We start from the raw sequence: 23,196 nt of genomic DNA on the forward strand, positions 1-23,196 counted from the left end.
CTCATTGTGCGCCGAGGAGGATCACTTCCAGGGTGCGGGGGCCGTGCACGCCCTCCACCCGGTCCAGTTCGATGTCGCTGGTGGCGGAGGGGCCGGAGATCCAGGTCAGCGGGCGGGTGGGGTCGAGGCGTTCGAGGGCCTGCGGTACGGAGTCCACCAGCTGGTCGGGGACGCGGACCACGCAGATGTGGTGGTCGGGGATGAGCGTGATGCGGCGCCGGCCCTGGTCCGGGCCGCCGTCGAGGACGATCGTGCCGGTCTCGGCGATGGCCAGGGCGCAGCCGGTGACCACGCTGTCGATCCCGTCCAGTTCGGCCGGGGTGGACACGGCCCGGTCGTGGACGCGGGTCGGGTCGGCAGCCGCGAGCCAGTGCGGGGGCAGCGCGGGCGGCACGAGGACCGTCCGGGAGCCGTGCTCGGCCAGAAGCAGCATCAGCAGCGTCGAAAGGCCGTCCTCGTCGGTGCGGTGGACCTTCGCCCGGTACTCGGTGAGGTTCGCGGCGAGCAGGTCGGCGCTCTCGGCCGGGGTGCGGTCGCCGTGGACCCGCAGGTAGTCCCGGGGGATCTCGGCGTCCGGGCCGGAGGCGGCCCGGCGGATGCGGGCCAGGATGCGGTCCTTGGTGGTCACTGTGGGGTCCCCCGTTCTCGGGTCCACCAGTCGCGGAAGGATTCCGCGGGGAAGGCCGGCAGGTCGCGGGTGTCGGTCCAGGCCCGCCCGGGACCGGGAAGCCGGCGGGGTGCCAGCCTGCGGGCCCGGGCCAGCAGGCGCTCGCCCGCGCGCAGGGCGCCCGGGCGGTCCAGGAGCAGCCGGGCGGCGCGCATGGCGGCCCGTTCGGCGGTGTGGCCGTGCGCGGGGCGGACGGTGACGCGGATGCCCTCCCGGGTCACCGGCCCGCCCTGGGCCACCCGCTCGCGCAGGTGGACGAGCACCTCGGGGATGTCGATGGCGACCGGGCAGACCTCGTAGCAGGCCCCGCACAGCGTGGAGGCGTAGGGCAGCGTGGCGTCGATCTCGCTGCCCGTGCCACGGAGTTGGGGGCTGAGGATGGCTCCGATGGGGCCGGGGTAGACGGAGCCGTAGGCGTGGCCGCCGGCGCGTTCGTAGACGGGGCAGACGTTGAGGCAGGCGGAGCAGCGGATGCAGCGCAGGGCCTGGCGGCCGGTCTCGTCGGCGAGGGTGTCGGTGCGGCCGTTGTCGAGGAGGACGAGGTGGAAGGCGGAGGGGCCGTCGCCGTCCGCCCCTTTCGATGGTCCCAGCCCGGTCCACATGGTCGTGTACGGGTTCATCCGCTCGGCCGTGGACGAGCGCGGCAGGGTCTGGAGGAAGACCTCCAGGTCTCGGAAGGTCGGGACGACCTTTTCGATGCCGACGACCGAGATCAGGGTCTCGGGGAGGGTCAGGCACATGCGGCCGTTGCCCTCGGACTCGAAGACGACCAGCGTGCCGGTCTCGGCGACCATGAAGTTGGCTCCGGAGACGGCGACTTTGGCGCGCAGGAACTTCTCGCGCAGGTGCAGGCGGGCCGCCTCGGCCAATTCGCGGGGGTCGTCGCCGAGCCCGTCGGGGGCGGGCCGTCCCCAACCGCCCATCTCGGTGCGGAAGATGTCGCGGATCTCGCCCCGGTTGCGGTGGATGGCCGGGACCAGGATGTGCGAGGGCCGGTCGTGGCCGAGTTGGACGATGAGCTCGGCGAGGTCGGTCTCGTAGGCGGCGATGCCGGCCGCCTCCAGGGCCTCGTTGAGGCCGATCTCCTGAGTGGCCATGGACTTGACCTTGACCACTTCGCGATGCCCCGTGGCCAGCACGAGGTCCGTGACGATGCGGTTGGCCTCGTCCGCGTCGGCCGCCCAGTGGACGGTGCCGCCGGCGGCCGTCACCGCCGACTCCAACTGGAGGAGGTAGCGGTCGAGGTGACGGAGCGTATGGTCCTTGATCGCCTTGCCCGCGGCCCGCAGCCGGTCCCAGTCGGCCAGTTCGGCCACGGCCCGGGCGCGCTTGTCGCGGATGGTGTGCGTGGCGTGCCGGAGGTTGGCGCGCAGCACCTCGTCCCGTACGGCGTCGCGAGCGGCCTCGGGGAAGGCGGGGAAGGCGGGCATGCCGAGGTACGTACCGGTCATGACAGTGGCTCCTCCTCGGTCGCGGCCAGGATCTCCGCGAGGTGCACGGCCCGCAACGGGGCGTCGGCGCGGCGCAGCAGGCCGTCGAGGTGGGCGAGGCAGGAGTTGTCGGCGCCGCACAGCACCTCGGCTCCGCTCGCGGCGGCGTTGTCGATCTTGTCGGCGCCCATCGCGGCGGAGACGTCCGGGTTCTTGACGGCGAAGGTGCCGCCGAAGCCGCAGCACTCCTCGGCGCCGGACAGTTCGACCAGGTCCAGCCCCTTGACGGCGGCCAGCAGCCGGCGCGGCCGGTCCCCGAGCCCGAGGCTCCGCAGTCCGTGGCAGGAGGGGTGGTAGGTGACGGTGTGCGGGAAGTACGCGCCGACGTCGGTCACCCCGAGCACGTCGACGAGGAACTCGGTGAGCTCGTACACGCGCGGTGCGAGCGAGTCGGCCGCCTCGGCGAGCTCGGTGCCGCGCCCCTCCCCCGCCGCCTTGCGGCCGATCCGCGGGTAGTGCTCGCGGATCATGGCGGCGCAGGACCCGGAGGGCGTGACCACGTACTCGTATCCGGCGAAGGCCTTCGCGGTGCGCCGCAGCAGCGGTTCGGTTTCGCGCCGATAGCCCGTGTTGTACTGCGGCTGGCCGCAGCAGCTCTGGGCCGCCGGGAAGTCGACCTCGACGCCGAGGCGCTCCAGGAGGCGTACGACGGCGATGCCGGTCCGGGGGTACAGCGCGTCGTTGACGCAGGTGACGAACAGGGCGACGCGCATGACGGGCAGAATAGCCGGGTGAAGAAGTTCTCAGTGATCGGCATAGGCGCGGGCGACCCGGACCACCTGACCCTCCAGGCGGTCAAGGCGATCGGCGCGGCGGACGCATTCCTCATTCTGGAGAAGGGCGAGGAGAAGGCGGATCTGACCGGGCTGCGGCGCGCGATGCTCGAAGAGCACGCCCGCCCCGGCCACCGACTGGTGGAGGGCCGCGACCCGGACCGGGACCGGACCCCCGCCGACTACACCCCGACCGTGGACGGCTGGCGCAGTGCGCGCGCCGAGCTCTTCGAGCGGTTCATCGCGGAGGACCTGGCGGAGGGCGAGACCGGCGCGTTCCTGGTGTGGGGCGACCCTTCGCTGTACGACTCCACGCTCGCGATCCTCGACGAGGTCCTGGAACGGGGCCGGGTGGCCTTCGAGCACGAGGTCGTACCCGGCATCAGCAGTGTCTCCGCCCTGCTGGCCCGGCACCGGACCAACCTGAACCGGGTCGGGCGGCCCGTCCAGATCACCACCGGGCGGCGGCTCGCGGAAGGCTGGCCGGACGACGTGGACGACGTGGTGGTGATGCTGGACGCCCGGCACGCCTTCACGGCCCACCTGGACCAGGACCTCTTCATCTACTGGGGGGCCTACGTGGGCACCCCGGACGAGATCCTGGTCTCGGGGAAGCTGGCCGAGGTCGCCGGGCGGATCGAGGAGCTGCGTACCGAGGCCCGGGCCCGCAAGGGCTGGATCATGGACACGTACCTGCTCAGGCGCGGCTGAGCCCGCTCACCCCAGGAAGGCGGGCAGGGCGGCGGCGAGGCGTTCGTACTCCTGCGGCCGGTTGTAGAGCTGGCCGCAGACGCGGATGCCGCCGCCGCCCGGCCACGGCCAGATCAGCACCCGGATGCGCAGCCGCGCCGCGAGCTCCTCGCGCAGCGCGCGGGCGGCCTCCTGGGTCTCGGCGACTCCGGGCGGCAGTCGTAGCGTCCGCATGGCGAGGCCTTCGCCGCCCGGCAACGGGGTGAGCCCGGGGATCTCGGCGAGGATGGCCGCGCCGTGGGCGGCGAGGGCGCTGTCGTGCGCCCGTACCTTGGTCGCGTCGAGGCGGTGGATGAGGTCCAGCCCCTCGGGGGCGGCGAGCCAGCCGGTGTAGTCGGCGGTGGCGCGGTACTCGACGGCGCGCGGGAAGCCGTGCTGGTCCTCCCAGGACGGTACGAGGGCCCTGATCCGGCGGCGGTGCCGGGGGGCGACGGCGAGGACGGCGCTCCCGGACGGGGCGTACCCCCATTTGTGGAGGTTCCCGAACCAGAAGTCGGCGCCGCCGGCCAGCGGGTCGGCGAGCATGCCGGGGGCGTGGGCGCCGTCGACGACGCTGGTGACCCCGCGTTCCCGCAGGTCGGCGAGGAGTCGGGGCGAGGCGATGATCCGGGCGGTGGGCGAGCTGACGTGGTCGAGCACGGCCACCTTGGTACGGGGGGTCAGCGCGGCCAGCACGGCCTCCCGTACGGCGTCCTCGTCGGGCAGGTGGGGGTCGAGCGCGACGGTGGTGACCGGGGCCCGGCGGGCGGCGGCCGCGACGACGGTTCCGTAGCCGTGGTCGCTGACCAGGATCTCGTCGCCCTCGGCGAAGGGGATCGCGTCGAGCGCGAGGTTGGCGCCTTCGGTGGCGTTGGAGACGAAGGCGATCCCCTCGGGTTCGGCGCCGAGGTGTACGGCGATCCGGGCGCGGGCCGCGGCCAGCCGGTCCGGGACGGCGAGGAAGAAGGCGTCGGGATCGGCGTGGGCCTGCGCGAGGAGCGCGGCCTGGGCCTCCTGCACGGGAATCGGCACCGCCCCGAAGGAGCCGTGATTGAGGTGCGCGACGCCGGGATCCAGGCGGAACAGGGCCCGCCCGCCGGGGAACTCGGCCGGGAACCCGGCGGGAAACTCGCCGGGGAACTCGCCCTCGGCGGGGCGTATCGACTCGGTCACGGGTCCTCCGTGGATGCGGAGCGGCTGTCCCCCGGATCATCCCCCGCCGCGGCGGCGGCCGGTAGTCCGCCCGCGAAGGCCCGGCGGCCGTGGGCCACGAGCTCGCGCACGGCGGGATCGGGCGTGCCGCGCCAGACCAGGGAGAGCAGGGCCGGGATGTCGACGTCGTCGATGAGGAGGGCGGTGAGCCGGTCGCGGTGGCTCGCGGCCATGGACTCGCTGAGCACGCCGACACCGAGCCCGCGGGCGGCGAGGTCGGCGATGGCGTCCGCGGCTCCGGCCTGCAGGGCGATCACCGGTTTGATTCCCTGTGCGGCGCAGGCCTGGTCGAACACCGTACGCAGCCCCGTGCCCGGCGGCATGCACACGATCGGGTGGGAGCCCAGGTCGCGCAGGGCCACCCCGCGCCGCCGGACCGCCAGCGGGTGGCCGGGCGGAACCAGGACGACGAGCCGCTCGCTGACGATGGTCAGCGCCTCCAGCCCGGCGGGGTTCGCGGTCGCGGTCCCGATGAGGGCCAGGTCGACGGTGCCCGCGCGCACGCCTTCGACGAGCCGGTCGGAATTCTCCTCCAGCAGGGTGATCTCCACGCCGGGGTGGGCCCGGTGGAACGCGGCGAGGGCCTCGAACAGGGGCGTGACGGTGCAGCCGACGACCATGCCGACCGTGATCCGGCCCCGGATCAGGCCGGACACCTCCCCCACCGCCTGGCCGACCGCCTCGGCGGCGGCGAGCGCGGCCCGGGCGGGAGCGAGGGCGGCCGCTCCGGCGGCGGTGAGCGTGGCGGAGCGGCCCGAACGGTCGAACAGCTCGGCGCCGAGCTCCCGTTCCAGTTGGCGGATCTGGGCGCTGACACCGGACTGGCTGATGTGCACGCGCTCGGCCGCCCGGGTGAAGTTCTGCTCCTCGGCGACGGCCACGAAGTATTCGAGCTGCCTCAGTTCCATGACTGGAGATTCTAGCTCTCAGAAGATCCATCTGTTGGACTTCTGATTCATGGTCGACCACCCTGGAGACATCAGCCCGGCGATGACGGAGGAACCGTGTACGAGACGTACGAGAAGGCCATGCGCCCCGAGGACATCACCCGCCTGTTCGTCGAGCGCTCCAATGCCGGAGACGCCGCGGGGGTGGCCGCCCTCTACGAGGAGGACGCGGTGATGGCCTACCCGGCCGGCGAGCGGACCGTGGGCCGCGAGGCGATCCGCGTCCTGTGGGAGCGGGTCCTCGCGCACCGCCCGGTCTTCGAGCAGGAGGCTCCGCTGCCGACCCTGCTCGCCGACGGCATCGCGCTCACGTCGACCCCGCCGAAGGACGGCTCCGGCGCCCGCGCCCAGGTGGTGCGCCGCCAGTCCGACGGAAGCTGGCTGCGCCTGCTCGACCAGCCCGAATTCGTCAGCCCCTGACGAGGCCCTTGGCGGGGCGCTTGGCGGGGCACTGAGGCGCTACGGCTTCCGCCCGCTGGTCGCTCCGTAGTACTGGAGGTCCTGCACCTCGACCGTGCGGTCGACCGGGTACGGCAGCTCCACCCCCGCCCCGGGCTTCCCGTCCCGCTCCACCTGCGCCGTGCTGGTGCCCGGCTTCAGCGGCAGCAGTTCGGAGTGGAGCCCGGCCGGGGCCCGATGGGTGTCCTTCGACGTGCCGACGGCCGTACGGACGACCGCGGGCTCGGTGAGGAAGCTGAGCACCTCCACGGTGTCCCGGGCCGCGGCGCTGCCCTTGCGCAGTGACATCAGCAGGGATTGCGCGCCCGTCGGATCGGCGGACGCGAACTGGGTGCGGGCGGTCAGGTACAGCGTGTCCCGGACGATCTTCGGCCGGCTGCCGGTCTTGAACACGGTCAGGTAGTACGAACTCAGGTCCAGGTAGGTGTGCCCGTTGTGCAGGGAGGGCGCGAACTGGGTGCCCTCGGAGTAGTCGTTCCAGGTGGTGAGCTGCACCCAGTCGGCGCCGTCCTCGATGGCCCGCTCCCAAGTGGCCCGCAGGGTCGCGGTGTTGCCGGCCTCGTCGTAGATGCCCTGGTTGGGGCGGGCGTCCTGCACGGACACCGGCTGCATCCAGATCTTGCCCGCGTCGTGGGCCCGTCGCACGTCGCGCGTGGAGCCCTCCTGGCCGACGTAGCTCCGGCTGCCCCATTCGGAGAACCCGTGGCTGATGGGGGCGAACTCCCCGCTGTGCGCGCCGAAGTCGAGGAAGAGCGGGACGAAGGCGGTGCGGATGCCGTGGCGCGTCCGGAGCAGCTCCAGGGCCTCGGTCCACCAGGCGACGCTCTTGGTCTCCGCCTTGAAGGGGGAGACGACGAGCCGGCCGTCCGGGAGCCGGTGCGCGGCCGGGGCCCGGCCCAGCTCGGCGACCGCCTCGGCGAGCACGGCCGGGTCGTCGGTCCGCAGCGAGGTCATGTCGGGCATCAGCATGACCTTGAACCCCGGGTCCACCGAATGGGCGGCGGCCATCAGCCGGTTGCAGCGTTCCCAGTTCTTGCCGGAGAGCGAGAGCAGGTCGAGGGTGAACCCGTCGATACCGGCCGCGCCGGCCGTGCGCACCTCCTGCTGGAGGTTGGCGTACTCCCAGTCGCCGGTCCGGGGCGCCACGGGCAGCGGCCGGTCGCGGAGCAGTCCGCCGTACGTCCCGTGCTTTCCGTTCTCGCCCCGCGGGTTCAGGTAGTTGCGGGTGTAGTAGTCGTTGTCGGCGCTCTCGTTGTCGAGGGAGAGCGGGTACGGGGTGAAGTAGTGCGCGAAGACCAGCTTCCTGCCCGCTTCGCCGGAACGCAGCGTGGCCGGCCGGGGCAGGTCGAAGGGCAGGGCCCGCGTCTCCGGGGCGGCGCCGGGTCCGGCCCCGGCGGACGCGTTCTGGGTGGGCGGCGCGCTCTCGGCCGGCTGCGGGGTCGCCGGCCCGGCCCCGGCGGGTGGGGTGGTGATGGCGGGCGGGGTCGACCAGGGCGTGCCGATGGCGGCGGTGGCTCCCCTCCCCGCGGAGTCGGTGGTGAAGGGGTCCCAGGCGATCCCGGTGGCCGCGCAGACGCCGACGAGGAGGAATCCGCAGACCAGGAGCAGCAGCGGCCGGCGGCCCCGGGAGCCGCCGCGACGCCGGTGCGACCGGGGCCGCGCGGGAGCCTCGTACCCCTGCCCCGAGGTTCGGGCGGCCCGGCCCTCCCGTTCGACCCGTTCTGCCCGTTCGGCCCGTGGCCCTGCCCGCCGGGCTGCTCGCCGGTGCGCCGTCATCCTGGTCCCTCCCGCACGCTTCGCGCGCCGGCTCAGCCCGCTATGGGGTACATCGAGCCCCGCCGGCCCTCCGGCGAGGTCAGCCATTCCAGCTTCTCGGCGGTGTCGGTGCCCGGCAGCGGGGTGTGCAGCACGATCGACAGGTCGGGGCGGGCCGGCACGCGCAGTTGGGTCGACTCCACGTGGAGCGCGCCGACGACCGGATGCTCCATCTGCTTCTTGGTCTGGCCGCTGGGGCGCACGTCCTGCCGGTCCCACAACTCGGCGAACTCCGGGCTGAGTTCCCGGGCCTCCTCGACCACGGCCCGGAACCCCTCGTCGTGCGGGTGCTCCGAGCAGGCGGCCCGGAACTGGGCCACCACGTTGCCGGCGTTCTCCTCCCAGTGCGCGGAGCGCGACCGGTAGAGGGGGTCGGTGAAGAAGGCGATCAGGCAGTTCTGCACGATCTCCGGGCGCATCCCGAGCACCAGCGCGGCCGCGTCGTTGTACATCACCGTGTTCCAGTACGCGTCCATGATGTGCGCGGGGAACGGCATCCACGCGTCGATCAGCCGCTTCAGGCCCTCGCACATGTCCCGGTCCGCCGGGGCGACCTCCAGGGCGGGCGGGTTGAGCCCGGCCAGTACGTACAGGTGCCGGCGTTCGGCGCTGGTCAGCTTCAGCACCCGCCCCACCGAGTCCAGGACCTGCGCGGACACCGTGATGTCACGGCCCTGTTCGAGCCACTGGTACCAGGAGACCCCGACGCCGGCGAGCACGGCGACCTCCTCCCGGCGTAGGCCCGGCGTACGACGGCGGGCCCCGCCGTCCGGCAGACCGGCCTCGGTCGGGGTGATCCGGGCCCGTCTGCTCATCAGGAAACCGCGCAGCTCGGTGCGTCGGTGCTCGTCGATCGGTGTGGCCACGGAGTCCCCCTGTCCGGCTGCCTGGTGGTGCCGCCAACAGGATAAGTTCCCACTCTCCACGGGCATTCCCGTGCCACGAAGGTGGTGGACATGGCGATCGACACACGCGACAACCAACCCGACCCGCGCGGCGGCTCCCGAGAGCAGCCGGCTCTCCGGCCGGGCCAGGGTCGTGTGCGACACCTCGATTGGGCTGAGAATCCTGGGCATCGCTGGGTTGCACAGCTGCGCGATGAGTGGGTGGCGTTTGTCGTTCCGTGACACTTTCGGGTGAGAGTTGCGGTGGTGGGGTGTGGTCGCTTCCGTCGTGCCCGTAGCGTGGCGGTGTTGGCGAGGCCGGAGTGAGTCCGGTCTTGATGAGAATCCGCCCCGCGCCCAGGAAAGCGACGCGGGGTCCCCGCCCCACCCGGGCCCAAACCGGGTGGAAAGCGTCCGGCGGGGCGGCTGCCCCAGCTTCCGAATCGCCGCGGCCAGCGGCGCCACAGGCGGCAGGTACCGCACACGATGAGCACCGCGCAGCGGCCAGCGGCACGGACCGCGACCCACCGGTGAGGGTCCACACCTCGCCCGATACCACGGGTCCGCCTTCCGACGATCCAGGGAAACCCAGGATCGCCCAGGAAACCTCGGCTCATCTGCGACGCTGGTCCTCTTCGTCCTCTGCGCCCTCAGTTCATGGTGGCGCTCGCACGACCGAGCGGCCCCGCGCGGGCGGGGGCCGTCACGGTTACCGGCGCTCTGTTGGCGCTGATCTATGCCCTGACGACGGCGGCCCAGCGCGGCTTCGGCGGCGTGGACGTCTGGGGCACGCTGGTCGTCGGGCCGGCCCTGCTGGTCGCGTTCGTCGTGGCGGAGTCGCGGTCCTCGGCCCCGCTGGTCTCACCGGCGATGCTGAAGCGGCGCACGGTCGCCTGGGGCAATCTCGGCGGTCTGGTCACGTTCTCGATGATGTCGACGGTCGTCTTCGTGCTGACCCTCTACCTCCAGGAGACGCTGGGGCTGTCGGCGTTCCGTACGGGTCTGGTCTTCGGCGTCCAGGGCATCGCCTCCGTCCTCGCCGGTTCGTACGCGCCGAGGGTCATCGGCCGCTTCGGCGCCCGCCGCACCCTGGCCGGCTCCCTGGTCGGCCAGGGCGCGTTCACCGCCGGGCTGCTCGCCATGGGAGCGGAGTCGGGCGCGCTGTTGGCGACCGTGACGGTGTCGCTGGCCAGCATGTGCCACCTGGGCGCGATCAGCAGGGGGATGCCGATGGTGAGGCCGACCTGCTGGGTGGTCGTGACCAGGCCCGTCGCCACCGGCGTCGGTAACTCGCGCAGGAATACGACATTCCGCTGGTCTTCCGACGCTGGTGGCGCATAATCGTCGTCACGCGGCCTGATTGAACCCCGTTGCCGCGCTTGGTCACGCATGCAATGGGGGGCATCGTGCCGATGAGGGATTCAGGGTCGTCGTCCGGAACACTGCCCGCGACATCCGTCGAGATGTCCCGCCTGCTGACCGCCGTCCGACGCGGGCGGGTGCTGACCGTGGCCGGCGGGTTCCGCGAACCGCGGAGCCTGCTGGTGCGGGAGATCGCGCGGCGGCTCGTGTCGAACTTCTACGACGGGGTCGCCGTCGTCGCCATGGAGCCCGCCCGCGGCCGGCTCGGAGTGCGCGAGTTGACGGCCGAGCTGGGCTGCGTACCCGGGATGCCGTTCCAGCCCTGCGGGCGGACGGCGAACGTCGGCTCCTGGCTGGCGGAGCGGGACATGCTGCTCGTCCTCGACGGCGCGGATCAGCTCGGCACGGACGCCCTGGCCTGGCTGCGGGACCTGCTCGCCGCCGCCCCGGGCCTGCGGATCCTCGCCGCCGGGCGGTCGCCGCTGGGCTTGGACGCGGAACGGGTCCACCGGCTCTGACGGTCTCCCCCGGCCGGGGGAACACGGGTCCGGGGAACGGGTCCGGGGAACGGGTCCGGGGAACGGGTCCGGGGAACGGGTCCGGGGAACGGGTCCGGGGAACGGGTCCGCCCCGGCCGGCACGAGGCCGACCGGGGCGGATCACGCGAGCGTCAGCCGCCTCAGCCGAGGAGGGCCAGCGCGCTGTTGAGGGTCGCGGACGGGCGCATGATCGCAGCCGCCTTGACGGCGTCGGGCTGGTAGTAGCCGCCGATCTCCGCCGGGGAGCCCTGCACCGCGATGAGCTCGGAGACGATGGTCTGCTCCTGCTCGGCCAGGGTCTTGGCGAGCGGCTCGAAGGCCGTCGCCAGCTCGGCGTCGTCGGTCTGCTTGGCCAGCTCCTGCGCCCAGTACAGGGCGAGGTAGAAGTGGCTGCCGCGGTTGTCGATGCCGCCCAGCTTGCGGCTCGGCGACTTGTCCTCGTTGAGGAAGGTGCCGGTCGCGCGGTCCAGGGTGTCGGCCAGCACCTGGGCGCGGGCGTTGCCGGTGGTGGTGGCGAGGTGCTCGAAGCTGGCCGCGAGCGCGAAGAACTCGCCGAGCGAGTCCCAGCGCAGGTAGTTCTCCTTGACCAGCTGCTGGACGTGCTTCGGGGCGGAGCCGCCGGCGCCCGTCTCGAAGAGGCCGCCGCCGTTCATCAGCGGGACGACCGACAGCATCTTGGCGCTGGTGCCCAGCTCCAGGATCGGGAAGAGGTCGGTCAGGTAGTCGCGCAGCACGTTGCCGGTCACCGAGATGGTGTCCTCGCCGCGGCGGATGCGCTCCAGGGAGAAGGCGGTGGCCTCGACCGGGGACAGGATCTTGATGTCCAGGCCCTCGGTGTCGTGGTCGGCCAGGTACGTCTTGACCTTGGCGATCAGCTGCGCGTCGTGCGCGCGGCCCTCGTCCAGCCAGAAGACGGCCGGGTTGCCGGTGGCGCGGGCGCGGGTGACGGCGAGCTTGACCCAGTCCTGGATCGGCAGGTCCTTGGTCTGGCAGGCGCGGAAGATGTCACCGGCGGCGACCTCCTGCTCCAGGACCACGTTGCCCGCGGCGTCGACGACGCGGACGGTGCCCGCGGCGGCGATCTCGAAGGTCTTGTCGTGGCTGCCGTACTCCTCGGCCTTCTGGGCCATCAGGCCGACGTTCGGCACCGAGCCCATGGTGGACGGGTCGAACGCGCCGTGCGCGCGGCAGTCGTCGATGACGGCCTGGTAGACGCCCGCGTAGCTGCTGTCCGGGAGGACGGCGAGGGTGTCGGCCTCGGCGCCGTCCGGGCCCCACATGTGGCCGGAGGTGCGGATCATGGCCGGCATGGAGGCGTCGACGATGACGTCGGACGGCACGTGCAGGTTGGTGATGCCCTTGTCGGAGTCGACCATGGCGAGGGCCGGGCCCTCGGCGATCTCGGCGTCGATGGAGGCCTTGATCGCGTCGCCGTCGGGCAGGGCGCCCAGGCCGTTCAGGATGGCGCCGAGGCCGTCGTTGGGCGACAGGCCGGCGGCGGCGAGGGTCTCGCCGTAGCGGGCGAAGGTCTTCGGGAGGAAGGCGCGGACCACGTGGCCGAAGACGATCGGGTCGGAGACCTTCATCATCGTGGCCTTGAGGTGCACGGAGAACAGGACGCCCTCGGCCTTGGCCCGCTCGATCTGGTCGTTCAGGAAGGTGCGCAGCGCGTCGACGTGCAGGACGGACGCGTCCACGACCTCACCGGCGAGCACCGGTACGGACTCGCGCAGCACGGTGGTGGCGCCGTCGGCGGCCACGTGCTCGATGCGCAGGGTGCCGGCCTCGGCGATCACGGTGGACTTCTCGGTGGAGCGGAAGTCGTTCTCGCCCATGGTGGCGACGTTCGTCTTCGACTCGGGGGTCCAGGCGCCCATGCGGTGCGGGTGCGTCTTCGCGTAGTTCTTCACCGAGGCGGGGGCGCGGCGGTCGGAGTTGCCCTCGCGCAGGACCGGGTTGACGGCGCTGCCCTTGACCTTGTCGTAGCGGGCGCGGATCTCGCGCTCCTCGTCGGTCTTCGGGTCGTCCGGGTAGTCCGGGAGGGCGTAGCCCTGGCCCTGGAGCTCGGCGACCGCGGCCTTCAGCTGCGGGATCGAGGCCGAGACGTTGGGCAGCTTGATGATGTTCGCTTCCGGCGTCTTCGCCAGCTCGCCGAGCTCGGCGAGGGCGTCGGCGATCCGCTGGCTCTCCTGGAGGTACTCCGGGAAGCTGGCGATGATCCGACCGGCCAGGGAGATGTCACGGGTCTCGACATTCACACCGGCCGTCGACGCGTAGGCCTGGATCACAGGCAGGAACGAATACGTCGCGAGGGCCGGGGCCTCGTCAGTGTGCGTGTAGATGATGGTCGAGTCAGTCACCGGATGCTCCGCTCCACAGTCTGCGTCTCTCGTCTGCAACATTGCTCGACATCAAGATATCTCGTGATCGGGCCGGTCTGGACAGCCCCTGCCCGAAGGTCGGGGTGAGGCGTATCGCACACGTCACGCGAGAGCGCCGCCGCCGACGTGTTCCGTCGGGGCGGCGCTCGGGGACGCGCGCGGGCGCGACTCGTCTGACGTGGCCCGTCAGAGGTGGCTCGTCAGACGTGGTTCGCCGAACGAGGTTCGTCAGACGAGGCTCGGCACCCGGTGGATCGACTTGGGGCTGGGACCGTACTTGTTCTCGTGCGGCTGCCCCTCGGTGGCCATCAGGACCAGCATCCAGATCCAGCCGATGATCGGGATGCAGTTGATGAAGTACCACCAGCCGGCCTTGCCGAGGTCGTGCAGCCGGCGCACGGTGAGGGCGATGGCCGGCAGCAGGATCGCCAGGGTGTAGACCGCGTACAGGATGAACTTGGCGCCGAGCACGATGTCGAGCGTCAGGACGACCGCCTCGACGACCATGTTGCACAGGACGAACATCCAGACTTCCTGGCGTCGCGCACGGCCGGCGAAGACGACGTACTTCTTCAGGACGTCGGTGTAGTAGTGCACGAGTCCCCCCAGAGGACGGGTGGTGGGCCAGTCCTTCTGGAGCAAGCCGGGGCAGAATTTATGCGGATGTTACTGCCCGGTCAAGGTCCTTTGCCTCGTCAGCCGATGTGGAAGGAGTCTCCGTAGACCTTCCAGTCGAGGGGGGTGTCGAGGTTCAGATTGCCCTTCCTGAGGAAGACCCGCTGGGCCGTGTCGACGCGGCTGGTGTCGCTGTGGGCCTCCTCCTGCTTCATCGCCCAGACCCGGGCGTCGAGGAAGGCGTTCAGGTACGCGGTCTGATCGCCGCCCTGCGACGGGGGCTTGGCCTTGGACAGGGCGCGCTTGCGAGTGTTGCGGAAGCTCGTGGAATCCGTGCCGTCGCCGTGCATGACGATGGCGTCGTAGTAGATGAACTGGCCGAGTACGTCCAGCCCGTCGGCCTTGCCCTGCTTCACGGCCGGGTTGAAGTAGACCCGGTCGCGCTCGTGGTCCTGGGCCTTCCTGAAGGCGCTGTCCTGGGCCGCCTTCGCCCAGTCCTTCGTGAAGTTCGGGTCGAGGCCCTGGTGCGAGTCGGTGCCGTCGACCTCGCGCAGCGCCGGCAGGTACTTGGCGAGGACGTTGCCCGGCTTGATCTCGGTGTAGTAGTCGACGAGGTCGAGCATGTCGCCGGTGCCGGAGCAGAACCCGATGATCCCGGCCGTGTAGCCGCGGCCGTCGTCTATGTCCTCGATGTACTTGTACTGCGCCTTCCAGTCCAGCGAGGAGTTCTCCGCGCTGGAGACGATCTTCATGGCGAGCTCCTTCTTCGCCGGATCGTCGAGCCCCACGGCCGCCGCCACCACCGCGGAGGCCGCGGTGGGGCTCTCGGCGGCATGCGCGGTGGGGGCGGTGGCGTGGGCGGTGACCGGTGCGGCGAGGAGTGCGCAGCCGAGTACGACCGCGATGGCCGGCGTCTTGCGGTGGGGGGTGAACACAAGGCCTCCGTGGGGTGGTTGAGGCTTCCCTGTTTCGTTAGGAAACTTTACTACCAGCCCGTGCGGCCTTTCCTCAAGACCCCTGCGGCCGCCGGGTTCCGAGCAGACGGTCCGTCAGCCCCCGCTTGGCGTCCGGCCATTCGGGGCGCGTGATGCTGTAGACGGCGGTGTCACGGATCCAGCCGTCCGGCATGACCATGTGGTGGCGCAGCACCCCCTCGTGCGTCGCGCCGAGCCGCTCGATCGCGGCCCGCGACCTGCCGTTGCGCACGTCGGTGAGGAGCTCGACCCGGTTCATGCCCATCGCCTCGAAGGCGTGCGTGAGCATGAGCAGTTTGGCCTCGGTGTTCAGACCGGTGCCCTGCCAGGACGCGCCGAGGAAGGTGAAGCCGATCTCCAGCCGCCGGTACGTCCGGTTGATCACCATCAGCCGGGTGGAGCCGGCGATCCGGCCGCTCGCGAGGTCCACCGTCGCGTAGGCGATCTGCGTACCGGCCTCACGTGCCGCCAGCGCCTCGTCGATGAAGGCGGGCACGTCCTCGGGGTGCGGCACGATGGTCACCGGGAGTTCCCACAGCTTCCCGTCCCGGATCGCTTCGCACAGCCCGTCGTGGTGCCGGTGCGCGAGCGGCTCCAGCCGTACCCGCTCGCCGACCAGTGCGCCGCCGTCCGGCTCCTCCGGTATCCGCTCCATGTTCGAACCGCCCGTCCCGAGTGATCGTCAGATACAGGCGGACCCTATAGACGGCCCCCGTCCGCGCTCACCGGCTTTTCGGCAGCTGCTCAGAGCCAGCCGTTGCGCCGGAAGCCTCGGTGGATGACGAAGCAGGCGATCACCATGACACCCAGGACGAGCGGGTATCCGTAGGTCCAGTGCAGTTCGGGCATGTGGTCGAAGTTCATGCCGTAGACCCCGCAGACCATGGTCGGGACGGCGACGATCGCCGCCCATGCCGTGATCTTGCGCATGTCCTCGTTCTGGGCGACGGTCACCTGCGCGAGGTGCGCCTGGAGGATGGAGTCGAGGAGGTTGTCGTAGGCGCCGATCTGCTCGGTGGCCCGGGCGAGGTGGTCGGCGACGTCCCGGAAGTAGGCGCGGACCTCCGGCGGGATGACCGGTATCGGCTGCGTGGCCAGCTGCTGGAGCGGTCGGCTCAGCGGCGCCACCGCCCGCCGCAGCTCCAGGAGTTCACGCTTGAGCTGGTAGATCCGACCGGCGTCGCCGCGGCCCCCGTGCTCGCTGAACACCGCGGTCTCCACGGCGTCGATGTCGCTCTGCACGGCGTCCGTGACGGCCACGTAGTCGTCGACCACGTGGTCGGCCATGGCGTGCAGTACCGCCGCCGGACCCTTGGCCAGCTGCTCCGGAGCGGCCTCCAGGGCCTCGCGGACCGGGCCGAGGGTGCCGCGGCCGCCGTGCCGGATGGTGATGACGAAGTCCTCGCCGGTGAAGGCCATCAGCTCGCCGGTCTCCACGACCTCGCTGTTCGCGGTGAGCTCCTCGTGCTCGACGTACCGCACGGTCTTGAAGACGGCGAACAGCGTGTCGTCGTAGCGCTCCACCTTGGGGCGCTGGTGCGCGTTGACCGCGTCGTCGACGGCGAGCGGGTGCAGGCCGAACAGCCGCGCGAGCCCGGCGAGTTCCTCCTGCGAGGGCTCGTGCAGGCCGATCCAGACGAAGCCCTCGCCCGTCTTGCGGACCCGGCGCAGCGCCTCCTCCGCCTCCGCGCAGCCGTCCTGCCGTACGCCGTCCTGGTAGACCACGCAGTTGACCACCGCGCTGCCGAGCGGGGAGCGGGCGGGGTGGCTGAGGTCGACCGCCCGCCGGTAGCCACGGCGGACGGCCCGGCGCAGGTTGCTGAACATGGACAACGACGTACTCCCCTTCGGCGGATCAGCGGCCAGTCTGCCACCGCCGTCCGGACCCCCTCGCAACGAGGTCGGGCCGGGTCGGCTCGGGTCACCTCAGACGCGGTCGACGAACACGCTCGTCGATTTCACCCGCGCCGTGGCCCGCGCGCCGACTTCCAGCCCGAGCTCCTCCACCGCTTCCCGGGTCAGCAGTGACACGATGCGGTGCGGGCCGGCCTGGATCTCCACCTGCGCGGTGACCGTCCCCAGCTTCACCCCCGTGACGATCCCGGGGAAGGCGTTGCGCGCCGAGGTGTACGGGGCCTCCTCGCCATCGGCGCCCTCCTGCGCGGCCTCGACGCAGAAGGCGGCCAGGTCCGGCCCGTCCACCATGCGTCGCGTGCCCTCCCTGCGGGTGGGGAACCGTTCGGCATCCGCCCAGCGCCGCGCCGTGTCGACGCTGACGCCGAGCAGCCGTGCCGCCTGACCGATCGTGTAGGACTCCATGCCCCGCAGCCTACGACCCGTTCCCAGGGGGACGACGCAGGGCCTCGCGGGCCGCCGCCCCGATCACCTCGGCCACCGTCGACAGCGCCGGGGAGTCCAGCTTCCACTGCTGCCAGTACAGCGGTACGTCCATCGGCCGGCCCGGCGCCAGCAGCACCAGCTTCCCCTCCCGCACCAGCGGCCCCGACTGCTGCTCCGGCACCAGTCCCCAGCCCAGGCCGGCGACCACCGCGTCGCGGAACCCCTCCGAGGTCGGGATGTAGTGCCGCACCGCCCCGGCGCCGGCCGCCGGGTCCCCCGTCAACGCGCGCACGAACGCGTCCTGGAGGTCGTCCTTCCGGTCGAACACGATGGTCGGCGCCACGCACAGGTCCCGCTCCGGGGCCCCCGTCAGGTGTCGGTCCGCGAAGGCGGGGCTCGCCACCGGCAGGTACCGCGCCAGCCCCAGCAGCCGGGAGGCGCATCCCGCCACCGGGTCGGGCGAGGAGGTCACCGCCGCCATCACCTGCCCCTCGCGCAGCAGCTCCGTCGTGTGCGCCTCGTCCTCGCGGTGCAGCTCGACGCAGACCGGCGGGTCCTGCGGCACCCGCGCCAGCGCCGGCAGGAACCAGGTGGCCAACGAGTCCGCGTTCACCGCGATCGGCAGCCGCACCGGGCCCGTCCCGTCGGCCATCCCCAGCTCGGCCCGCGCGTCACGCTCCAGGCGGGCCAGCTGGCGGGCGAAGCGGATCACCACCTCCCCGGACGCGGTGGCCCGCACCGGCTTCGTACGCATCAGCAGGACCCGCCCGGTCCGCTGCTCCAGGGCCTTGACCCGCTGGCTGACCGCCGACGGCGTCACGTGCAGGGCCGCCGCCGCGGCGTCGAAGGTGCCCTCGTCCACCACGGCGAGGAGGGTACGCACCTGGTCCAGGGGAAGTTCTTCCATCACGAGCGCTAATGGTACGTAAAAATCTTTAGCTGTACTGAACAGATTCGGCTGCCTACGGTCGGATGCATGACACACGGCATCATCACGGCGGCCCTCGCCGGTTTCGGCACCGGTCTTTCGCTCATCGTCGCCATCGGCGCGCAGAACGCCTTCGTCCTCCGCCAGGGCGCGCGCCGGCACGCGGTCCTCGCCGTGGTCGCCATCTGCGCCGTCTCCGACGCGCTCCTCATCGCCCTCGGCGTCGCGGGAGTCGGCGCCTTCGTGACCGCCTGGCCGGCCGCCCTCACGGCCGTCGGCATCGCGGGCGGCGGGTTCCTGATCTGCTACGGAGTCCTCGCGGCCCGCCGTGTCCTGCGACCCACGCCGGGCGCCGCGCTCACCGCGGACGGCGCCTCCCCCGCATCCGGCCGCCGGGCCGCCGTACTGACCTGCCTGGCCATGACCTGGCTCAACCCGCACGTCTACCTGGACACCGTCCTGCTGCTCGGCTCCCTCGCCGCCGACCGCGGCGACCTGCGCTGGGCCTTCGGGATCGGGGCCGGCCTGGCCAGCCTGACCTGGTTCTCCACCCTGGGCTACGGGGCCCGGCTGCTGAGCGGCCTGCTCTCCCGCCCTTCGGCCTGGCGGGTGTTGGACGGCCTCGTCGCCGCGACGATGGTGACGATGGGCGGCCTGCTCCTGGCCCGAGCCTGACACCCGCGGGCCGGTGCGGGCCGTAACACGGGGCCCCGCCCGGCCCGTGGCATAGTGCGGATCACCGACCCCATGGAGCCCGCCGTGCCCGACGACCGCCCCTCCGCCGACGAGGTGCGCGCGTACTACGCCGCCCAGCCGGCCCCGCTCGTGGCCGCCACCGGGATCGTCCTGGACACCCGCGGGCGGGTGCTCGTACTGACCACCTCGTACAAGGCCGACCTCGAACTGCCCGGCGGCACCGTCGAGGACACCGAGACCCCGGAACAGGGCCTGGCCCGCGAGTTGAAGGAGGAGCTGGACCTCCTCACCCCCGTCGGGCGGCTGCTGGCCGTGGACTCCCGACCGCCCGGCACGCTCGGTCGCGCACTGATCGTGCACGTCCACCTCGTCGGCCCGCTGACACCGCGGGAGGCCTCGGCGATCTCCTTCCCGGACGGCGAGATCACCGAGGCCCGCTGGCTACCGCCCGAGGAGGCGTACGAGGCCCTCCCGGCCCGGATCGCGCCCCGGCTGCGCGCCGGCCTGGCCGCCCTGCACGCCGGCTCCTTCGCCCACCTCGTGGACGGCGTGCCCCAGCCCGGCTCCCCGGCCGGCCTGGACCCGGCCCGCCGGGCCGCCCTGGGCCACGCGGGCGCCCTCGACGCCGCCAGCCACCGCGCCAACCGCCCCAAGGCCCTGACGGCGGCGAGCGTCCTCTTCACCGACGCCGAGGGCCGGATCCTGCTGGTCCGCCCCGCGTACGGCAGCACCCGCCGCTGGCACCTCCCCGGCGGCGGCATCGACAGCGACCTGGGCGAGAGCCCGCGCGCGGCCGCCCGCCGGGAGGTCCGGGAGGAACTCGGCCTCGACCTCGCCCCGGGCCGCCTCCTCGCCGTGAACTGGTCCCACAAACCGGGCCGCCCCGCCCGCATCCGCTTCCTCTACGACGGCGGCACCCTCGACACCCCGACCCTCGCCCGGATCCGCCTGGACCCCGTCGAACTCCTCGCGTGGCGCGCCGTACCCCGCACGGAACTCCGCGACTTCGTCAAAGCCGCCCTGCGCCGCCAGATCGAAGCCTCCCTGACGGCCCGCACCACGAACACGGGCCCCCTGGAACTCCAGACGGGCCGCCCGGTCATGCCCTAGCGATGGGAGCCGTCCGCGGCCTTCGCGATGCGGCGGCGTTGTACCCGCCGGGCGTACAAGAGGTGCGCGATGGCCTCGGCGGCCAGGAGCAGGACGACCTGCCAGGGTGCGAGCGCTCCGGCGGCCCACGCCACCAGGAGGGGGATGCCGATGCCCGGCGCGGCCCAGATCGCGACGGAGGCGAGGGGGCGGTGGAAGCGGAGCGCGATCGCGGCGTGGGCGGCGTGGTAGAGGGCCAGGCCGCCGGCCAGGGCCCAGACGGCGCCGGGCGGCAGGTGGGCGTGATCGGCCTCCTCGACGGCGGTGGCCAGGCCGCCGGCAATGCACAGGACGCCCCCGGTGACGAAGAAGTGCAGGAAGCCCCCGATGTCGCGGGCCAGGAGGTACGCCTCGCGGCCCTGAGCGGAGCCGAGGATCAGTTCGGCGGTGGTGGACGCGAAGTCGAAGTACGACCACCACAGCGTCGCGAGGAGTACGAAGCCGATCGCGCCGACCAGTCCCGCCCGCAGCGTCCACGCGTGGTCCGCGGACGTCACGAGCCCGATCACCGATTCGCCGAGCACGATGATGACGAACAGGCCGACCCGTTCGACGATGTGCCCGGTGTCCAGGCGGCCGGGCACCCCCCTGCCCCTCGAGGTGAGCAGCAGCGCCATCTCGCCGGCGATCAGCACGGCCCACACCACGTACTGCCAGGGCGCGGGCACCACGGCGGACCCCGCCCACAGCAGACCGGAGGCCAGGCAGTAGCTCAGGGGCCGCCAGCGCGGGATGCGATCGGGCTCGGGGAAGCGGGTGGCGGGCCACCAGAGGCCGAGGAGGACCAGCCGGGTTCCGGCATAGCCGAGGGCGTAGACGGAGCCGCGGTCGGCGTCGGCCTCGGGGACGGCGGCCGCCATCACGGCGATGCAGAGCATCGCGAACAGCATCAGCAACCGGCGGCGCGGGCTGTTGTCGGCGAAGAGGTTCGAGGACACCGTGAGGTTGGCCCACAACCACCAGGGCGGGAAGTACAGCGCCAGGAACACCGCGAAGTCGCGCAGCCCGGGGTCGCCGTGGAGCCCGTGAGCCACCTGGGCGGCGACGGCGACGAACACGAGGTCGAAGAAGAGTTCGAGCCAGTCGGCGTGCCGTCCGGGGTGCGCCGCCGCCCCGGACGGCACCTGCGCGCCCGGCTCCGACCGAGGTGTACTCATGGGTCCACCCACATCCGTACGGCCGCACCGGCGGCCTGCCTGCCTCCCTCGTAGCAGACCACGCCCGAGGACGGCACGCCTCCGGGAGCCGGAACGGCCGGGCTAGGAGACGTCCGCCGGTCGCTGCGTGGCCCGCTCGAAGCTCAGGTACCGGGCCGCCGACCGCCGGAGCACCTCGTTCCCGTCCGCCGTGACGACCCGGCCCCACCAGGCCCCGTAGATCCGGTCGAAGCTGTACCGGTCCAGGAAGGCCGCTGCCCGCTCCACCCGGTCCGGGCGCTCCGGGATGTGCTGGGCGTAGCTGTACATCAGACTCACCCAGCGGTGGTCCGGTCCCACGTTGAGGACGTCGCCGCTGAACAGCGCCCCGCGCCCGGCCGACCAGTGCAGCACCGCGCTGCCGGGGAAGTGGACGCCCGGGTTGAGCAGGGTGAGTTCATCGGTCAGCCGGTGGCTCTCGCCGCTCCAGAACCGCAGCCGGGGATCCGGCCGGCCCACCCACTGCCGGTCGGCGGCGTGCAGGTACACCGGCGCGTCGAACGCCCGGGCCCACTCGGCCATCGTCGAGTAGAAGTGCGGGTGGCTGATGGCGATGCAGGCGATCCCACCGAGCTCCTCGATCCCGCGCACCATCGCCCCGTCGAGGTACGGGGCGCAGTCCCACAGCACGTTGCCGGCCGCGGTGCGCACCAGCAGCGCGCGCTGCCCGATCGCGAAGCGGGGGCTGCTGCCGACGCCCAGGACCCCGGGGCCCTCCTCCTCGAAGCGGCCGGTCATCCCGGAGGCCCGCAGCTCCCGCAGGCTGGTCCACCGCTGGCCGGCCGGGTCCACGTACTGGCGCTCGTCCTGGCACACGGGGCAGTCGGTGCGCGCTGCGGCGTACTGCGTGCCGCAGGTCCCGCAGATCGGCAGGTCCGCGCCGTCCACCGCGGACGGGTCGGTGCCGAGGTCCGCGGGCGTGCCGTCCGCCGCGGGCCCGAGCGGCCCGCCGTCCTCAGTCCTGCCGGACATACGACCCCTCCGCGAGGTCCACGGTCGGGTACGCGGCCGTGGGTCGCCACCCCAGCTCCGCCCGGGCCCGCTGCCCGGAGACGGTCTGGTCGAGGGCCAGTGCCTGCGCGAAGGGCAGCCCCAGCACGCCCGCGGCCTCCGCCGTCGGCCAGGGCGCCGCGTGGCCCGTCCCGCCCGCCGCCACGTCCGCGGCCACGGCCAGCGCGGCGGCCGGCACCGCTTCCAGCGCGACGCCGTGGACCAGGGTGCCCGCCGTGCCCTTGGCGACCACCAGCGCGTACAGCGTGGCAAGGTCGTCCACGTGCACCATGGGCCAGCGGGTGGTGGCGTGGCCCACGTAGCGGCCGTGGCCGTGCTCCCGCGCCCACGCCGTCATCAGGGCCGGGATGCCGCCGCCGGCGCCGTAGGCGATGCCGGGCCGGACGACCACCGCGCGGACGTCGTCGGCGGCCGCGGCGAGCACCCGCTCCTCTATCCGCGGCCGGTAGCCCACGATGTCGATGGCGTCGGTCGGCGCGTCCTCCTCGGCGGCCCGGTCCCCGGTGGCGCCGAGCACCCAGATGCCGCTGGTGTACACGTACGCCCGGCCGGTGCCGCGCAGCCGCTCCAGCAGCGCGTCCACGGCGGCGGCGTCCACCGCCTCGTCGCCCGAGGGCGTCGCCACGTCGACCACGGCGTCGATGTCGTCCGTCACGGCGGCCCGCAGTGAGTCCGGGTCCGCCAGGTCGCCGGTCCGGATCTCGGTACCGTGCGGCGCGGGCGTTCCGGTGCGGAGGAACGGGACGACGTCGTGGCCCTCCTGCCTGAGCCGGCGGACGACGGCGGAGCCGATGTAGCCGCGCGCTCCCGGTACAAGAATCCTCATGGTGACCTCCTCGTCGCGACCGCCGGCCCGGTTGCTCCGGCAGCTGAAGTGTCGCGCTGCGAACGGAAGCCACGCTACGGACCGCGGAGGGGGAGCGGATCTGTCGAACGACCTGGTTCCTGCCGGGTCCTGACGGGATGTCGACCGGGACGGCCCCGCACCCCTCACCAGGTCACGGCCGGGCGGGCCGGGGGACGGGCCTC

22 protein-coding genes and 1 pseudogene are annotated in these 23,196 nt (G+C 72.5%); 6 read left to right on the top strand and 17 right to left on the bottom strand.

Going from position 1 to position 23,196, the window contains the following annotated elements; all coding sequences use genetic code 11:
• Position 1 precedes the first annotated feature (1 nt).
• The 3 genes from ACFV9H_RS27370 to ACFV9H_RS27380 are packed head-to-tail and all read right to left on the bottom strand — an operon-like array spanning position 2 to position 2,870.
• Positions 2 to 628, bottom strand: coding sequence for a lactate utilization protein C (locus ACFV9H_RS27370; RefSeq protein ID WP_385403090.1), 627 nt, complete (start codon positions 626 to 628; stop codon positions 2 to 4).
• Positions 625 to 2,118, bottom strand: coding sequence for a lactate utilization protein B (locus tag ACFV9H_RS27375; RefSeq protein WP_385403093.1), 1,494 nt, complete (start codon positions 2,116 to 2,118; stop codon positions 625 to 627). The genes ACFV9H_RS27370 and ACFV9H_RS27375 overlap by 4 nt, the downstream gene beginning before the upstream one ends.
• A complete protein-coding gene (locus tag ACFV9H_RS27380) occupies positions 2,115 to 2,870 on the bottom strand; it encodes a (Fe-S)-binding protein (protein ID WP_385403095.1) in 756 nt (251 codons plus the stop codon). Before ACFV9H_RS27380 ends, ACFV9H_RS27375 begins: the two co-directional genes overlap by 4 nt.
• A gap of 18 nt (positions 2,871 to 2,888) precedes the next feature.
• On the opposite strand from ACFV9H_RS27380, the gene cobF reads away from it, so the two are divergent.
• Positions 2,889 to 3,641, top strand: a complete 753-nt coding sequence (gene cobF, locus ACFV9H_RS27385; RefSeq protein ID WP_385403098.1) for a precorrin-6A synthase (deacetylating) — start codon at positions 2,889 to 2,891, stop codon at positions 3,639 to 3,641.
• 6 nt (positions 3,642 to 3,647) lie between these two features.
• Here cobF and ACFV9H_RS27390 read toward each other — a convergent pair whose 3' ends face one another.
• Positions 3,648 to 4,832, bottom strand: coding sequence for an aminotransferase class V-fold PLP-dependent enzyme (locus tag ACFV9H_RS27390; protein WP_385403101.1), 1,185 nt, complete (start codon positions 4,830 to 4,832; stop codon positions 3,648 to 3,650).
• Complete coding sequence (locus ACFV9H_RS27395; protein WP_385403102.1) at positions 4,829 to 5,779, bottom strand: LysR family transcriptional regulator; 951 nt, start codon at positions 5,777 to 5,779, stop codon at positions 4,829 to 4,831. Before ACFV9H_RS27395 ends, ACFV9H_RS27390 begins: the two co-directional genes overlap by 4 nt.
• Before the next feature lie 120 nt (positions 5,780 to 5,899).
• Here ACFV9H_RS27395 and ACFV9H_RS27400 point away from each other — a divergent pair, with 120 nt between their 5' ends.
• A complete protein-coding gene (locus tag ACFV9H_RS27400) occupies positions 5,900 to 6,238 on the top strand; it encodes a YybH family protein (protein WP_385403171.1) in 339 nt (112 codons plus the stop codon).
• Positions 6,239 to 6,277: 39 nt separating this feature from the next.
• Here the strand turns inward: ACFV9H_RS27400 and ACFV9H_RS27405 are convergent, their stop codons facing one another.
• Together ACFV9H_RS27405 and ACFV9H_RS27410 are read right to left on the bottom strand one after the other, a co-directional pair.
• Positions 6,278 to 8,053 (bottom strand): glycoside hydrolase family 71 protein, encoded by a 1,776-nt coding sequence (locus tag ACFV9H_RS27405; protein ID WP_385403104.1) that lies wholly within the window; start codon positions 8,051 to 8,053, stop codon positions 6,278 to 6,280.
• A gap of 32 nt (positions 8,054 to 8,085) precedes the next feature.
• On the bottom strand, positions 8,086 to 8,907 hold the full coding sequence (locus ACFV9H_RS27410) for a helix-turn-helix transcriptional regulator (protein ID WP_385403173.1): 822 nt from the start codon (positions 8,905 to 8,907) through the stop codon (positions 8,086 to 8,088).
• A gap of 762 nt (positions 8,908 to 9,669) precedes the next feature.
• Here ACFV9H_RS27410 and ACFV9H_RS27415 point away from each other — a divergent pair.
• Together ACFV9H_RS27415 and ACFV9H_RS27420 are read left to right on the top strand one after the other, a co-directional pair.
• A pseudogene (locus ACFV9H_RS27415) lies at positions 9,670 to 10,191 on the top strand (MFS transporter); the annotation flags it as partial.
• Between the two features lie 248 nt (positions 10,192 to 10,439).
• Positions 10,440 to 10,856, top strand: coding sequence for a hypothetical protein (locus tag ACFV9H_RS27420; RefSeq protein WP_385403107.1), 417 nt, complete (start codon positions 10,440 to 10,442; stop codon positions 10,854 to 10,856).
• Positions 10,857 to 11,017: 161 nt separating this feature from the next.
• On the opposite strand, the gene ACFV9H_RS27425 is transcribed toward ACFV9H_RS27420, so the two are convergent.
• The 7 genes from ACFV9H_RS27425 to ACFV9H_RS27455 all read right to left on the bottom strand — a co-directional run bounded on the left by ACFV9H_RS27425 (position 11,018) and on the right by ACFV9H_RS27455 (position 18,094).
• Positions 11,018 to 13,237: an NADP-dependent isocitrate dehydrogenase gene (locus ACFV9H_RS27425; protein ID WP_385403109.1), complete on the bottom strand. Its 2,220-nt coding sequence runs from the start codon at positions 13,235 to 13,237 to the stop codon at positions 11,018 to 11,020.
• A gap of 249 nt (positions 13,238 to 13,486) precedes the next feature.
• Positions 13,487 to 13,900: a DUF805 domain-containing protein gene (locus ACFV9H_RS27430; RefSeq protein WP_385403112.1), complete on the bottom strand. Its 414-nt coding sequence runs from the start codon at positions 13,898 to 13,900 to the stop codon at positions 13,487 to 13,489.
• Between the two features lie 53 nt (positions 13,901 to 13,953).
• Positions 13,954 to 14,808, bottom strand: coding sequence for a chitosanase (locus ACFV9H_RS27435; RefSeq protein ID WP_385403114.1), 855 nt, complete (start codon positions 14,806 to 14,808; stop codon positions 13,954 to 13,956).
• A 73-nt stretch (positions 14,809 to 14,881) separates the two neighbouring features.
• Positions 14,882 to 15,502: a GNAT family N-acetyltransferase gene (locus tag ACFV9H_RS27440; RefSeq protein WP_385403116.1), complete on the bottom strand. Its 621-nt coding sequence runs from the start codon at positions 15,500 to 15,502 to the stop codon at positions 14,882 to 14,884.
• A gap of 89 nt (positions 15,503 to 15,591) precedes the next feature.
• Positions 15,592 to 16,674 carry a magnesium/cobalt transporter CorA gene (gene corA / locus ACFV9H_RS27445; protein WP_385403119.1) on the bottom strand — a complete coding sequence of 361 codons (1,083 nt, stop codon included), beginning with the start codon at positions 16,672 to 16,674 and terminating at the stop codon, positions 15,592 to 15,594.
• Between the two features lie 99 nt (positions 16,675 to 16,773).
• The gene (locus ACFV9H_RS27450) at positions 16,774 to 17,166 is read right to left on the bottom strand and encodes a molybdopterin-binding protein (protein ID WP_385403121.1); all 393 of its coding nucleotides are present in this window, start codon (positions 17,164 to 17,166) and stop codon (positions 16,774 to 16,776) included.
• Positions 17,167 to 17,176: 10 nt separating this feature from the next.
• Positions 17,177 to 18,094 (bottom strand): LysR family transcriptional regulator ArgP, encoded by a 918-nt coding sequence (locus ACFV9H_RS27455; RefSeq protein WP_385403175.1) that lies wholly within the window; start codon positions 18,092 to 18,094, stop codon positions 17,177 to 17,179.
• Between the two features lie 69 nt (positions 18,095 to 18,163).
• Between ACFV9H_RS27455 and ACFV9H_RS27460 the strand changes: the two genes are divergently transcribed.
• Together ACFV9H_RS27460 and ACFV9H_RS27465 are read left to right on the top strand one after the other, a co-directional pair.
• Entirely contained in the window at positions 18,164 to 18,790 is a 627-nt protein-coding gene (locus tag ACFV9H_RS27460) for a LysE/ArgO family amino acid transporter (protein ID WP_385403123.1), read from the top strand.
• Positions 18,791 to 18,874: 84 nt separating this feature from the next.
• Positions 18,875 to 19,921, top strand: a complete 1,047-nt coding sequence (locus ACFV9H_RS27465) for an NUDIX domain-containing protein (RefSeq protein WP_385403125.1) — start codon at positions 18,875 to 18,877, stop codon at positions 19,919 to 19,921.
• On the opposite strand, the gene ACFV9H_RS27470 is transcribed toward ACFV9H_RS27465, so the two are convergent.
• From ACFV9H_RS27470 to ACFV9H_RS27480, 3 genes are all read right to left on the bottom strand, one after another.
• Positions 19,918 to 21,117, bottom strand: a complete 1,200-nt coding sequence (locus ACFV9H_RS27470; RefSeq protein ID WP_385403127.1) for a low temperature requirement protein A — start codon at positions 21,115 to 21,117, stop codon at positions 19,918 to 19,920. The two genes, ACFV9H_RS27465 and ACFV9H_RS27470, sit on opposite strands and share 4 nt — an antisense overlap.
• Positions 21,118 to 21,219: 102 nt before the next feature.
• Positions 21,220 to 22,128, bottom strand: coding sequence for an MBL fold metallo-hydrolase (locus ACFV9H_RS27475; protein ID WP_385403129.1), 909 nt, complete (start codon positions 22,126 to 22,128; stop codon positions 21,220 to 21,222).
• Entirely contained in the window at positions 22,112 to 22,993 is an 882-nt protein-coding gene (locus ACFV9H_RS27480) for an NAD-dependent epimerase/dehydratase family protein (RefSeq protein WP_385403131.1), read from the bottom strand. The genes ACFV9H_RS27475 and ACFV9H_RS27480 overlap by 17 nt, the downstream gene beginning before the upstream one ends.
• Positions 22,994 to 23,196 lie beyond the last annotated feature (203 nt).

The organism is Streptomyces sp. NPDC059874 (assembly GCF_042731135.1).
Classification (GTDB): domain Bacteria; phylum Actinomycetota; class Actinomycetes; order Streptomycetales; family Streptomycetaceae; genus Streptomyces.